The following is a 12,753-nucleotide window of genomic DNA, read 5'->3' as shown; positions in this document are numbered from 1 at the left end:
TCGCGATCAAATTTGGCGAGCGCGAATAATTCGCCAGTTCGTCGATTTCTTGCGGCATTGATTAAACATTGAGGCGCAGGCTCTCCCCCATCCGGGAGGAGCCTGGAGTGTCGAAGACCGACGACTACGGCGCAGTGGCGATCACCCGCGCCAAGGAATTGCCGACGCGCCTGGCGCTGGCCGTCTTCCTGGCGGGCGTGGCCACGATGCTTTCCGGGCCGCTTTGGCCGGCGGTCTGGTACGGCTGCGTATGCGTCGCCCAGGCCATCGACTGGCTGGCCTTCAAGCCGATCCGACAGGCCCCCATGGCGACGCCGTCGCGGGCGCGGATCTGGATCTGCACCCTGTCGGCCATGCTGAACACGGCGGTCTATTCCGGCATCGCGGTCTATCTGTGGTTCGCGGGCGGCGAGGCGGGCAAGCTGTTCGCCATCCTGCAGCCGGCCGGCGGCCTGCTGCACATCGCCCTGCACATGCACTCCGCCTGGCGCCTGTTCCTGGGCGCGGCGCTCCCGCACCTGTCCTACCTGCTGTTCCTGCCGCTGCTGAGCGGCGTGCTGTCGCCGCAGGACGACATGCTGTCGATGACGGCGGTGACCATCGCCGGGGTCCTGTACAGCACCCACCTTTTCGTCGCCGTGCGGCGCACCGTGGCGACCAACGCCGCCCTGCGCCAGACGCGCGACCAAGCCGAGGCCGAGCGTCGGCGCGCCGAACAGGCCAGCGCCGCCAAGTCCACCTTCCTGGCCACGATCAGCCACGAGATCCGCACCCCGATGAACGCGGTGGTCGCCGCCGCCACCCTGCTGCAGGACGACAAGCTGACCCCGGCACAGGCCGAACATGTGCAGATGCTGTCCCACTCCAGCGAGGTGCTGCTGGGGCTGCTGAACGACGTGCTGGACCTGTCGAAGATCGAGTCCGGCAAGCTGGTGCTGGAGGAGGTGGCCATCGACCTGCCGGCCAAGCTGGAGGCCAGCCTGCACCTGTGGCGCAGCCGCGCGGAGGCGAACGGCGTGGTCATGTCGGCCGAGATCGGCGACGTGCCGGCCCGCATCGTCACCGATCCCCTGCGCTTCCAGCAGATCCTCTCCAACCTGCTGTCCAACGCCGTGAAGTTCACCGACGCGGGCTCCATCGCCCTGCATGCGGGACGGCTGACCTGGCCTTCGCGGCTGTGGGTCGAGGTGCGCGACACGGGCGTCGGCATGACGCCCGAGGTGGCGGCTCGCATCTTCGACCGCTTCGAACAGGCCAATCCTGGCACCACCCGCAGCTATGGCGGCACGGGCCTGGGCCTCAGCATCAGCCGCCATCTGGCCGAGGCCATGGGCGGCTCCCTGACCGTGCGCAGCGAGCCGGGCGTGGGCTCGGTCTTCCGCCTGGAGCTGCCGATGGTGTTCGGCGACGAAGGCGCGGTCGACGCCGAGCCAGACGAGGAGACGGAGACCAAGGGCCTGAAGCAGCTTTCCGTGCTGCTGGCCGAGGACCATCCGGTGAACCAGAAGATCGTCCGCCTCTATCTGGAGCCCTTGGGCTGCCGGGTGACGGTGGCCGAGAACGGCCAGGAAGCGGTGCGCCTGGCGCAGGTCCAGGCCTTCGACGTCATACTGATGGACATGCAGATGCCGATCCTGGACGGCATCGAGGCCACGCGCCTGATCCGCGAAAGCGGGGCCAATATCGCCACCCCGATCCTGGCCCTCACCGCCAACGCCCTGCTGGAGCATCGCCAGCAATGGCTGAGCGTCGGGGTCGAGACCTTCCTGACCAAGCCGCTGGACGCCCGAGGCCTGATCGAGGCGGTGGTCACCGCGATCCCGGAAGGCGGCCGCCGGGCGGCTTAGGAGGTTTCTTTTGATCCTCCCCTTCTGGGGGAGGTGGCCCAGAGGGCCGGAGGGGGACTGCTGAGCCAGAGCCCGGTCCTACCCCCTCCACCGCTTCGCGGTCCCCCTCCCCCAGAGGGGGAGGATTTTCTCAGTTCGACTTCTTAGAACGCCGGCACCACGGCCCCGTCGTAGGTCTTCTCGATGAAGGCCTTCACCTCGGGGCCGGTCAGGGCCTTGGCCAGCTTCTGGACGCGCGGGTCCTCCTTGTTGTCCTCACGCGAGACCAGGAAGTTCACGTAGGGGCTTTCCTTGTCCTCGATCGCCAGGGCGTCGCGGGTCGGGTTCAGCTTGGCGTCGAGGGCGTAGTTGGTGTTGATCAGCGCCAGGTCCAGTTCGCCCAGAACGCGGGGCAGGGTGGCGGCTTCCAGCTCGCGGAACTTCAGGTTCTTGGGGTTGGACGCGATGTCCTTCAGCGTCGCCAGGGCGTTGGTCGGATCGGTCAGGGTGATCAGCCCGGCCTTCTGCAGCAGCAGCAGGGCGCGGCCGCCGTTGCTGGGCTCGTTCGGTATGGCCACGGTCGCGCCGTTCGGGATCTCGGCCAGGGTCTTGTGCTTGCGCGAATAGGCGCCCAGCGGCTCGATATGCACGCCGACCACGGTGACCAGGTGCGTGCCGCGTTCCTTGTTGAACTCGTCGAAGTACGGCTTGGTCTGGAAGTAGTTCACGTCCAGCTGCTTCTGATCGACCTGCAGGTTCGGCTGAACGTAGTCGTTGAACACCTTCACCTGCAGCTTCACGCCTTCCTTCTCCAGGATCGGGCGGACGACCTCGAGGATCTCGGCGTGCGGCACGGCGGTGGCGCCGACGGTCAGGGTGTCGGCGGCGCTCTGGGCCGGCTGGCGGTTGCAGGCGGCCAGCAGCAGGGTCGAGGCGGCGGCGATCAGAAGGGCGCGGCGGGCGAGCATCGGGGGAAGGTCCTTGGGGTTAGCGGCGGCTGACGCGGACGACCAGGCGGTCGCCGACCATCTGCAGCACCTGAACAAGCACGAGAAGCAGGACGACGGTGACGATCATCACATCGGTCTGGAAGCGTTGATAGCCAAAGCGGATGGCCAGATCGCCCAGGCCGCCAGCCCCGACCACCCCGGCCATGGCGGTGTAGGACACCAGGGCGATGGCGGTGACGGTGATCCCGGCGATCAGGCCGGGCAGGGCCTCGGGCAGCAGGGCGCCGAAGACGATCTGGCGGGGCGTGGCGCCCATGGCCTGGCTGGCCTCGATGACGCCGCGGTCGACCTCGCGCAGGGCGGTCTCCACCAGGCGGGCGAAGAACGGCGCGGCGCCGACCACCAGCGGCGGGATGGCCCCGGCCACGCCCAGCGACGTGCCGACCAGCAGCACGGTGAGGGGGATCATGATGATCAGCAGGATGATGAAGGGCACGGCCCGCAGGATGTTGACGATCACCGACAGGATGCCGTGAACCGCTTTCTGCTCCAGCAGCTGGCGCGGGCCGGTCAGGAACAGCACCACGCCCAGGGGCAGGCCCAGGGCCACGGTCAGGGCCAGCGAGCCGCCCAGCATGGCCAGGGTGTCCAGGGTGGCCTGGGCGATGTCGGCCCAGTCGATATTGGCGAAGAAGCTGTCCATCAGCGCGCGGCCTCCACCTGGACGCCGGCGGCTTCCAGCCGGCGACGGGCCTCGGCCACGTCGCCGCCGATCAGGGCGACGGTGAGCTGGCCATAGGGTTCGTCGCGGATGCGGTCGATGCGCCCGGACAGGATCGAATAGTCGACGCCGGTCTCGCGGGCGATGCGGCCCAGGATCGGCTCATAGGTCGATGCGCCCCGGAAGGTCAGGCGCAGGGCCGAGCCGTCGGCGGGGATGGCGCTGTCCTCCAGCCCGGCGTCGGCCAGCATGCGATGGGTCACCGCGTGCTTGGGATGCAGGAAGACCTCGGCGACCTCGCCGGTCTCCACGGCCAGGCCGCGCTCCAGCACCGCCACGCGATGGCAGATGCGGCGGATGACCTCCATCTCGTGGGTGATCAGCACGATGGTCAGGCCGAGTTCGCGGTTCAGGTCGGCCAGCAGGGCCAGGATCTGGTCGGTGGTCTCGGGGTCGAGGGCGCTGGTCGCCTCGTCGCACAGCAGGACGGACGGGTTGGTGGCCAGGGCGCGGGCGATGCCGACGCGCTGCTTCTGGCCGCCGGATAGCTGGGCCGGATACTTGGCGGCGTGGTCGGACAGGCCGACGCGGGCCAGCAACTCGCTCACCCGTCGGTCGATCTCGGCCTTGGGCGTCCCCGCCAGCTTCAGGGGGAAGGCGACGTTCTGGGCGACGGTCTTGGACGACAGCAGGTTGAAGTGCTGGAAGATCATGCCTATGCGCCGGCGCAGGGCGCGCAGGCCCGCCGGCGGCAGGGCGCCGACATCCGCGCCGTCGACGATCACGCGGCCTTGGGTCGGCTTTTCCAGCCCGTTGATCAGGCGGATCAGGGTCGACTTGCCGGCGCCCGACTGGCCGATCACCCCGAACACCTCGCCCTTGGCGACACGCAGGGAGACGCCGTCCAGGGCGGCGCCGCCGGCCTTGGGATAGATTTTGCGAACCTGCTCGAATTCGATCACGGCGTAGAGGGGTCCTTGGCGAAGGGGCGGTTCATTAGCCTAACAATCGCCAGGGGCGCGCTAAAAAATGCGCTTCGGAGCTTATAGAAAGTCTGGGGCTGGGCTGGATCGACATTCACCCTCGAGACCTCCCAGGAACCCGCTCATCCCCGCGAAGGCGGGGAACCAAGCAGCTCCTGCGGGTCGATTTTCCGCCTGCTCCACAACCTCAAACTCAGCTTGGGTCCCCGCCTTCGCGGGGATGAGCGGCTGATATTGTAGCGCCCTAGTGAATACTGGTCCGGGCTACAGCGCGCCTCCCCGGCGGGCGCTGAGTTCGGTCATGGCCTTGCGGGCGGCCTCGGCGGCGGCGGCGTCGCCCTTGCGCCGGGCTTCCAGCAGGTTGGCGGCGGCCTCCATCTCCCGCACGGGGATCAGATGGTCGTCATTGGCCTGCTGGAAGACGCCGAAGTTCAGGTCGGTCAGGACCTTGCGCTCCCGGTCGGCGTCCGCGTCGTCGCCGACGCCGTAGCCGAGCATGAAGGACTTCAGCTTGGCCTTGATCTCGGGGTCCAGGTCCTTGCGCCAGACGATGGGGTCTTCCGGCAGCTTGGGCGAGGTCCACAGCACCTCGATCTGCTCCAGCACCGCGTCGGCCTTGGGATCATGGCGCCGCTGCATGCGCTCCACGTCGTTGGTGTTGTAGGTCGCCGCGTCCAGCAGGCCGTTGGCCACCGACAGCAGGTTGGCCTCGTGCTTGGCCGAGCGCAGGTTCGAGAAGCAGACCTGCGGGTCGATGTCGCGCGGGCCGAACAGATAGGTCAGCGGCGCCAGGGTGCCCGAGGTCGACTTGGCGTCGCCCATGCCGAAAGAGTAGCGCTTGCCGCAGGCCAGCAGCTTGTCCAGCGTCACGCCCGAACCGCGCCTGGTGATGATCAGGGCGTTGTAGCCCTGCTTGCCGCCGGGGTGGGTGGACTTGGCGAACACCTCGCCGCCGCCGCGGCGCACCGCCTCCATCCCCGACTGGTTCGAGAACCAGCCCGCGTCGGTCTGCTTGAAGCGCATGGCTTCGATCAGCGAGGTGTAGTTGCTGGCGTAGAAGGGCTCGATCTTCAGCCCGGTCTCCTTGGCCATGTCGTCGAGGAACGGCTTCCACTTCTGGGTCTGGTTGGCGGTGTTCTCGGTGGAAAGGATCGAGAAGCGCAGGACCTGTTCCTGCGGCTTCGAGGCTTCCGGGCTGCAGGCCAGCAGAGCCAGGGGCGCGAGCGCCGCCACAAGCACGCGACGATTGAACATGTAACGCCCCCCAACGATCAGCGGTCCCTGAACCTATGCCGCATTTGTGTCAGCGATCTTACAGATTATCCGGGCTTTCGCCGGGGGGATTGATGCTAAGCAAGGCGCCTTAGTCATTGGGGGAGTCCTGCTTCATGCGTCACGCCGTCAGCCGTTTCAGCCTTATCGCCGCCCTTGCGCTCACGCCGGGCCTGGCCCTCGCGGCCTCGACCACCGCCGACAAGATCGTCGCCAGCGCGCCGTACAAGAGCGCCGTGTCGGCCCTCGACGCCGACCACGACCGCATCGTCAGCGAGATCGTCACCCTCGTCGAAATCCCGGCGCCGCCCTTCAAGGAAGCCGAGCGCGCCAAGGCCTACATGGCGATGCTGAAGGACGCCGGTCTGACCGACGTGGAGATGGACGAAGAGGGCAATGTCATGGGCGTGCGCAAGGGCACGGCTGGCGGGCCTAAGCTGACAGTCATCGCCGCGCACCTGGACACCGTCTTCCCGGAAGGCACGCCGATCAAGGTGAAGCGCGAGGGGACCAAGCTGTCGGCCCCCGGCATCGGCGACGACACCCGCAGCCTGGCCGTCCTGCTCGGCTACATCCGCGCCATGAACAAGGCGGGGATCAAGACCAAGAACGACATCCTGTTCGTCGGCAATGTGGGCGAAGAGGGGCCCGGCGACCTGCGCGGCGTCCGCTACCTGTTCACCAAGGGCAAGTACAAGGACCGGATCGGCAACTTCATCTCCATGGACGGGACCGACCCGACGCGGGTGGTGAACGGCGGCGTGGGATCCAAGCGCTACAAGGTCACCTTCAACGGTCCGGGCGGCCACAGCTACGGCGCGTTCGGCCTGGTCAACCCGATGACGGCCATGAGCCAGGCGGTCACGGACCTCTACAAGATCCAGCTGCCGACCAAGCCGCGCGTCACCTATTCGGCCAGCGTCACCGGCGGCGGCACGTCGGTGAACTCCATCCCCAACAGCGTCTGGATGGAATTCGACATGCGCTCGGAAAGCCCCGAGGAGCTGGACAAGCTGCACAAGCAGTTCCTGGCCATCATCCCGGCGGCGGTCGAGGGTGAGAACGCCGCCCGCTCGACCCGCGCCGGCAAGATCAGCGCCGACATCAAGCCGATCGGCGACCGTCCCGGCGGCTCGACCAGCGCCGACACCGCCCTGGTGAAGGGCGCGCAGGACGCCATCCGCGCCCACGGCATGACGCCGGAACTGCAGTTCTCGTCCACCGACGCCAACATGCCGATGAGCCTGGGCATCCCGGGGATCACCATCGGTTCGGGCGGCACCGCCGGCCGGGCTCACGCCCTGGACGAATGGATCGACGTGGAGAAGGGCGCCAGCCTGAAAGGCATGAGCATCGGCCTGGCGATCCTGCTGTCGGCGGCCAACCAGTAAGGCTTCAGGCCCTCCCTTCGGGGAGGGCCTTTTTCTTTAGAGCGGGGTCAGGGCGCCGCTGGCGACGACCGGGCCGGTAGGCTGGCCGGTGGGCGAGCCGCCCAGGGGTTCGGCCGAGACGGCGAGCGTGCCGGTCTGGCTGAGGCCGAAGCGTTCGGTCGGGATGACCAGGACCTGACCGGCGCTGATCACGCCCATGGACACCGGCTTGCCGTCGGCGGGCATGATCCACAGCTCATGATCATGGACGCCGTCCGGCGACACCGCCGCCGGGGCGATGATCAGGCGCTTGCCGGCCTCGTCATAGGCGACGACGAAGGCGGGCGGGCCGCTTTCCGGCTTCAGGGCGGCGACGGCCATCGGCGTCGGCTTGGCTTCGGCGACTGCCGGGGCGGGCGGCGCGACCGGCGCGGGCGTCGTGACCAGCACCACCAGGCAGGCGGCCGCCGCGGCGACCGACACGCCCGTGGCGGCGCGCCAGAGGTTGAGGTTGTTCCAGATCGTGGCCGGCGCGCCCAGGCCCGCCTTGATGCGCAACCAGACGGTGCGCGACGGCTGGGCCGGCGCGACCTCGTCCACCAAGGGCGCCAGGCGGCGGTCCCAGTCGGCGACCTCGGCGGCGAAGCCGGGTTCGCTCTCCATGCGGCGGCGGGCGGCGACGCGCTCATCCGCGCCCAGGACGCCGAGGGCGTACTCGGCGGCGGTCATGTCCGGTTCGTCTTGCTGGGGGGCGCTCATGACTCGAGACACATCCGAAGCTTCATGAGCGAGCGGCGGATCCAGCCCTTCATGGTGCCCAGCGGCACCGACGCGATCCTGGCCAGCTCCTCATAGGTGCTGCCCTCGAAGAAGGCGGTGCGGATGGCCGCGCGGTGCTTTTCCTCCAGCTCGTCCAGGCAGCGCGACAGCTGCTGGGCGTCCTGGGTCGTGCTCAGTTCGTCGAAGGCCGATGGGCGGTCGTCGGACACCTCCGCCGCCTCGTCGATGGGGCGGGCGTCGCGGCGGCTGACCACGCGCAGGCGGTCGATGGCGCGGTTGCGGGCCAGGGTCGACAGCCAGGTGATCGGGCTGGCCCGGTCCGGATCGAACTGGTCAGCCTTTCGCCAGACGTTGAGATAGACTTCCTGCAGCACGTCCTCGGCCTCGCTCCTGTCGTTCAAGATACGCAGGCAGACGCCGAATAGTTTGGCCGAGGTGCGATTATAGACGTCTTCCAGGGCGCGCCGGTCGCCGGCGGCGGTGCGCAGCAGGGCGCGGCTCAACTGGGCGCGCTGTTCGTCCGCCGTGATCACGCTCATGCAACAACCTTGGCCCTAGGAGGACCAAGGCGTCGCATGACCCGCGTCCGCTGGCAACCGTCAGAAGCGTTCGGAGAAACGTGCCGCCGCGTAACCCGCCAGCGCCGAGCCGCAGGTGAGGACGACGCCCCAGGTCAGGTCGGCGGCGGTGATCTTCCACGACCACACCTTCAGCGTCGCCTGGTTGGTCAGGTCGTAGGTGGCGTAGGCGACGAAGCCCAGCGCCGCGCCCATCAGGGCTGTCCGCGTCGCTGACCCGGCCTTCAGTCCCGGCTCGACGGCGAACAGCACGATCCCCGCCAGATAGATCAGATAGAAGGCGACGGCCGGCGGCATCGACACCTTCTGCGCCAGCAGGTCGCCGAGGATCGGCTTGTAGAGCCGGGGCGTGGAGAAGGTCAGCCAGATGGCGTCGAGCACGACGAAGCCGACGCCGGCTCCCAGATAGGCGAAGACGTACTGCACGGGCGTTCTCCCTAGGCGGCTTTCAATCGGTAATGGCTGACGCCCCAGACGTTTCCGCCGCTGTCCCCGAACAGGCCGGCGGTGGCCATGAAGAACCGCCGCCAGCGGCGCGTCCACAGCTTGGCGTCCGGGCCATAGACCTGGCGCATCAGCCCGGCGATCTCGTCGCGGTGCGCGTCCATGTTGGCCAGCCAGTCATAGGCGGTGCGCTCGTAGTGCTCGCCGCTCCAGCGCCACTCGGCCTCGACCTCGAACAGGTCGGGGAACTGGCGGATCAGGCCATGGCTGGGCATCACGCCGCCGGTGAAGAAGTGCTGGGCGATGAAGTCGCTGCGGTCGCTGACCTCGAAGCGATAGGGCGTGTCGGCGTGGGTGAAGACGTGGATGAACATCCGCCCCTCCGGCGCCAGCCAGCCCTTGGCCCGGGTCAGCAGGGCGCGCCAGTTGGCCATGTGCTCGAACATCTCCACCGAGACGATCCGGTCGAAATATTCGGCGATGTCAAAGTCGTTCATGTCGGCGGTGATGACCCGCAGATTGGTCAGGCCGCGCGCCTGCGCCTGGGCCTCGATGTGCTCGCGTTGGGGGCGGGAATTGGACACGGCGGTGATGCGCGAGGCGGGGTACTGCTCGGCCATCCACAGCGACAGCGAACCCCAGCCGCAGCCCAGTTCCAGCACCTGCTGGCCGTCCTTCAGGTCGGCGTGGCTGCACGCGGCGGCGAGGGCGAACACCTCCGCCTCGGCCAGGGTGGAGGCGGCCTCGGGATAGAGGCAGGACGAGTACTTCAGACGCGGCCCCAGCACGCATTCGAAGAACCGGGGCGGCAGTTCGTAGTGCTGGGTGTTGGCGGCGTCCGTGTGCTCGGCCACCGCGCGTTGGGCCATCTCGGCGGCGAACCGCGCCTCCAGGTCGGGGCGGCGCTCCTGGGCCAGGCCGCGCCGCGCGCCGGCCACCAGGCTGGCGATGGCGGGGCGGGTGACGAAGTCAGGCGCGGGCGCGTCCTGAAAGGCGTTGATCAGGTTCATGCGTCGGCGGTCCTTCCTTGCAACGGGCGCGGTCAGCAGCAGCTACGGCGCCGCGCGACATTTGGATGCGCCCGCGCATCCGTGACGCCTTCGGGCCCGTAGCTGTCCCCGCAGACACCTCGGAGGAAGCATGCCGTCAGCCGTTACGTCCCCTGAACGCCCCCTTCGCATCGCCGTGATCGGGGCGGGCGTGTCCGGCCTGTCGGCGGCCTGGCTGCTGGGGTCGCGGCACGAGGTGACGATCTATGAGGCCGCCGACCGCCTGGGCGGTCACGCCAACACGGTCGACGCCCCCCAACCCGGCGGCGAGGCCACGGCGGTCGACACCGGCTTCATCGTCTATAACGAGGTCAACTATCCCAACCTGACGGCGTTGTTCGCGCACCTGAACGTGCCGACCAAGCATGCCGACATGTCTCTGGCGGTGTCGCTGGACGATGGCGAGATCGAGTACGGCAGCCACAACCTGGCCTCGCTGTTCGCCCGGCCCAGCAGCCTGGTGCGGCCCCGGTTCTGGGCCATGCTGCGCGACCTGAACCGCTTCTACCGCACGGCGCCGGAAGAGCTGCCGACGCTCGATCCGGTCATCTCGCTGGGCGAATACCTGCATGCGCGCGGCTACTGCGCGGCGGTGCAGGAGGATCACCTGCTGCCCATGGCGGCGGCCATCTGGTCGGCGACCGTGGCCGGGGTGCGCGAGCATCCGGCGGCGGCCTTCATCCGCTTCTTCCACAACCACGACCTGCTGCGCTTCCTGGGGCGGCGGACCTGGCGGACGGTCAGCGGCGGCAGCCGCGCCTATGTCGCGCGTCTGGCCGAGACCTTCCGGGGCGAGATCCGCACCGGTTGCGGCGTCGCCTCCGTCCGGCGCACGGCCGACGGCGTGCTGGTGCGCGACGTCCATGGCCAGACGCAGGCCTTCGATCACGTGGTGATCGGCGCCCACGCGCCCCAGGCCCTGCGGATGCTGGAGGACCCGTCGGCGGAGGAGCAGGCGATCCTGGGGGCGTTCCGCTACACGCCCAATGTCGCGGTGCTGCACGGCGACCGCAGCCTGATGCCGCGACGCCGGCTGGCCTGGGCCAGCTGGAACCACATCGGCTGGCGGGCCGACCCGGCGTCGGGTTCGGTGACCTACTGGATGAACAAGCTGCAGGGCCTGCGCCGGTCGACGCCGCTGTTCCTGACCCTGAACCCGCACAAGGCGCCGGACCCCGCCACGGTGATCCGCACTGAGCATTACGACCACCCGCACTACGACGCCCGGTCCATGGCCGCGCAGAAGCAGCTGTGGCCGTTGCAGGGGGCGCGGCGGACCTGGTTCTGCGGCGCCTATTTCGGCTCCGGCTTCCACGAGGACGGCTTGCAGGCCGGGCTGGCGGTGGCCGAGCAACTGGGCGGCGTGCGCCGCCCGTGGGAGGTCGCGGACGAAAGCGGCCGCATCTTCCTGGCCGATCCCGCGCCGGTCGAGGCTGTCGAGGCGGTCTGATGGACGAAGCCTCGGCGCTCTATGTCGGAGAGGTTCGGCACTGGCGGGTACGGCCGCGCGAGCATGTCCTGCGATATCGCGTGTTCATGCTGCTGCTGGACCTCGATGCGATCGACGGCGTGCTGGCCCGGCTGAGACTGCTGGCGCGCGGGCGGCTGGGTCTGATGAGCTTCAACGCCGCCGACTATGGCGACCGCAGCGGCCGGCCCCTGCGCGGTCAGGTCGAGGCGCGGCTGGCCGAGGCGGGGATCGAGGCGGGCGGCGCGATCCGCCTGCTGACCATGCCGCGCATCCTCGGCTACGGCTTCAATCCGCTGAGCCTGTACTTCTGTCATCGGTCGAACGGGGCGCTGGCGGCGATCCTGTACGAGGTCAGCAACACCTTCGGGGAGCGGCACAACTATCTGATCGCGACGCCGGAACAGGGCGGGGACACGGTGCGCCAAAGCGCGCCCAAGCGCTTCTACGTCTCGCCGTTCATGGACATGGACCTGGCCTACGCCTTCACCGTCCAGCCGCCGGGCGACAAGACCAGCGTGGCGATCACCGTCTCGGACGGGCAGGGGCCGATGCTGACCGCGTCGTTCGCGGGCCGGCGGCGGCCGCTGACCGACGGCCAGCTTCTGCGCGCCTGGCTCAGCCACCCGCTGCTGACCTTCAAGGTGATGGCCGGCATCCATTGGGAGGCGCTGAAGATCTGGCGCAAGGGCGTGGGCTTCCGCCACCGTCCGCCCCTGCCGCCGCACGCCGTGACGATCGGCGAACCGGGTGGCCCGGCATGAGGACGCTTGCCGCCCTGTTAGTCGCCATGGCGTTGCCGAGCGTCGCCCTGGCCGCGGCGCCGGAGCCGCGTAAATCCATCGAGATCGACCGCTTCATGGGCCGCTGGTACGAGATCGTCCGCACGCCCAACGACGGTCAGAAGAACTGCCACGCCGCCAGCCAGCTGTGGTCGCAGCGCTCGGACGGAACCTTCGACATCGCCCAGACCTGCCGCAAGGGATCGTCCACGGGCCCGCTGCGGTCGGTCGAGACGCGGGCCCGCGTGCTGGATCCGGGGACGAACGCCAAGTTCGAGGCCAGCTTCTTTGGCGGCCTGCTGCGGCGCAAGTACTGGGTCATCGACCGGTCGGACGACTATGGCTGGATGATCGCCAGCACCTCGGATGGAGAGTTCGTCGCCCTGCTGTCGCGCCAGCCGTCCATGCCGGACGGGCAAGTCCAGGCCCTGATCGGCCGGATGCGCAGCCTGGGCTTCGTGAAGAATCAACTGCTGATCGTGGGCCGCTAGCGTTGGGCTCGCGGCAGGCCTAGGGTCGCCCCTGAGTCT

At 68.7% G+C, this 12,753-nt stretch carries 13 protein-coding genes; 5 read left to right on the top strand and 8 right to left on the bottom strand.

Annotated features, from left to right (window positions below; translation table 11 throughout):
- Positions 1–107: 107 nt before the first annotated feature.
- Positions 108–1,847, top strand: a complete 1,740-nt coding sequence (locus ABOZ73_RS03520) for an ATP-binding protein (protein ID WP_369060763.1) — start codon at positions 108–110, stop codon at positions 1,845–1,847.
- A gap of 143 nt (positions 1,848–1,990) precedes the next feature.
- Here the strand turns inward: ABOZ73_RS03520 and ABOZ73_RS03515 are convergent, their stop codons facing one another.
- From ABOZ73_RS03515 to phnD, 4 genes are all read right to left on the bottom strand, one after another.
- A complete protein-coding gene (locus ABOZ73_RS03515) occupies positions 1,991–2,794 on the bottom strand; it encodes a MetQ/NlpA family ABC transporter substrate-binding protein (protein WP_369060761.1) in 804 nt (267 codons plus the stop codon).
- Positions 2,795–2,813: 19 nt separating this feature from the next.
- Entirely contained in the window at positions 2,814–3,479 is a 666-nt protein-coding gene (locus ABOZ73_RS03510) for a methionine ABC transporter permease (protein WP_369060759.1), read from the bottom strand.
- On the bottom strand, positions 3,479–4,459 hold the full coding sequence (locus ABOZ73_RS03505) for a methionine ABC transporter ATP-binding protein (protein WP_369060757.1): 981 nt from the start codon (positions 4,457–4,459) through the stop codon (positions 3,479–3,481). The genes ABOZ73_RS03510 and ABOZ73_RS03505 overlap by 1 nt, the downstream gene beginning before the upstream one ends.
- Positions 4,460–4,744: 285 nt before the next feature.
- Positions 4,745–5,734: a phosphate/phosphite/phosphonate ABC transporter substrate-binding protein gene (gene phnD, locus ABOZ73_RS03500; RefSeq protein WP_369060755.1), complete on the bottom strand. Its 990-nt coding sequence runs from the start codon at positions 5,732–5,734 to the stop codon at positions 4,745–4,747.
- Between the two features lie 134 nt (positions 5,735–5,868).
- Here phnD and ABOZ73_RS03495 point away from each other — a divergent pair, with 134 nt between their 5' ends.
- Positions 5,869–7,143, top strand: a complete 1,275-nt coding sequence (locus ABOZ73_RS03495; RefSeq protein WP_369060753.1) for a M20/M25/M40 family metallo-hydrolase — start codon at positions 5,869–5,871, stop codon at positions 7,141–7,143.
- A 36-nt stretch (positions 7,144–7,179) separates the two neighbouring features.
- On the opposite strand, the gene ABOZ73_RS03490 is transcribed toward ABOZ73_RS03495, so the two are convergent.
- From ABOZ73_RS03490 to ABOZ73_RS03475, 4 genes are read right to left on the bottom strand one after another with little or no spacing between them, the layout of a single operon-like run.
- A complete protein-coding gene (locus ABOZ73_RS03490; protein WP_369060751.1) occupies positions 7,180–7,881 on the bottom strand; it encodes an anti-sigma factor in 702 nt (233 codons plus the stop codon).
- Positions 7,878–8,441 (bottom strand): sigma-70 family RNA polymerase sigma factor, encoded by a 564-nt coding sequence (locus ABOZ73_RS03485; protein ID WP_369060749.1) that lies wholly within the window; start codon positions 8,439–8,441, stop codon positions 7,878–7,880. The genes ABOZ73_RS03490 and ABOZ73_RS03485 overlap by 4 nt, the downstream gene beginning before the upstream one ends.
- 60 nt (positions 8,442–8,501) lie before the next feature.
- A complete protein-coding gene (locus tag ABOZ73_RS03480; protein ID WP_369060747.1) occupies positions 8,502–8,906 on the bottom strand; it encodes a DUF2177 family protein in 405 nt (134 codons plus the stop codon).
- Between the two features lie 11 nt (positions 8,907–8,917).
- Positions 8,918–9,934: a cyclopropane-fatty-acyl-phospholipid synthase family protein gene (locus tag ABOZ73_RS03475; protein WP_369060746.1), complete on the bottom strand. Its 1,017-nt coding sequence runs from the start codon at positions 9,932–9,934 to the stop codon at positions 8,918–8,920.
- 130 nt (positions 9,935–10,064) lie between these two features.
- Between ABOZ73_RS03475 and ABOZ73_RS03470 the strand changes: the two genes are divergently transcribed.
- From ABOZ73_RS03470 to ABOZ73_RS03460, 3 genes are read left to right on the top strand one after another with little or no spacing between them, the layout of a single operon-like run.
- Entirely contained in the window at positions 10,065–11,423 is a 1,359-nt protein-coding gene (locus ABOZ73_RS03470; RefSeq protein WP_369060744.1) for an NAD(P)/FAD-dependent oxidoreductase, read from the top strand.
- Entirely contained in the window at positions 11,423–12,205 is a 783-nt protein-coding gene (locus tag ABOZ73_RS03465) for a DUF1365 domain-containing protein (RefSeq protein WP_369060742.1), read from the top strand. Before ABOZ73_RS03470 ends, ABOZ73_RS03465 begins: the two co-directional genes overlap by 1 nt.
- Positions 12,202–12,714, top strand: coding sequence for a lipocalin family protein (locus ABOZ73_RS03460; protein WP_369060740.1), 513 nt, complete (start codon positions 12,202–12,204; stop codon positions 12,712–12,714). Before ABOZ73_RS03465 ends, ABOZ73_RS03460 begins: the two co-directional genes overlap by 4 nt.
- The last annotated feature ends 39 nt before the right edge of the window (positions 12,715–12,753 follow it).

The sequence above is a fragment of the Caulobacter sp. 73W genome (assembly GCF_041021955.1).
Classification (GTDB): domain Bacteria; phylum Pseudomonadota; class Alphaproteobacteria; order Caulobacterales; family Caulobacteraceae; genus Caulobacter.
The sequence above is the reverse complement of the archived record's forward strand: the minus strand, read 5'-3'. Positions and strand labels throughout refer to the sequence as shown.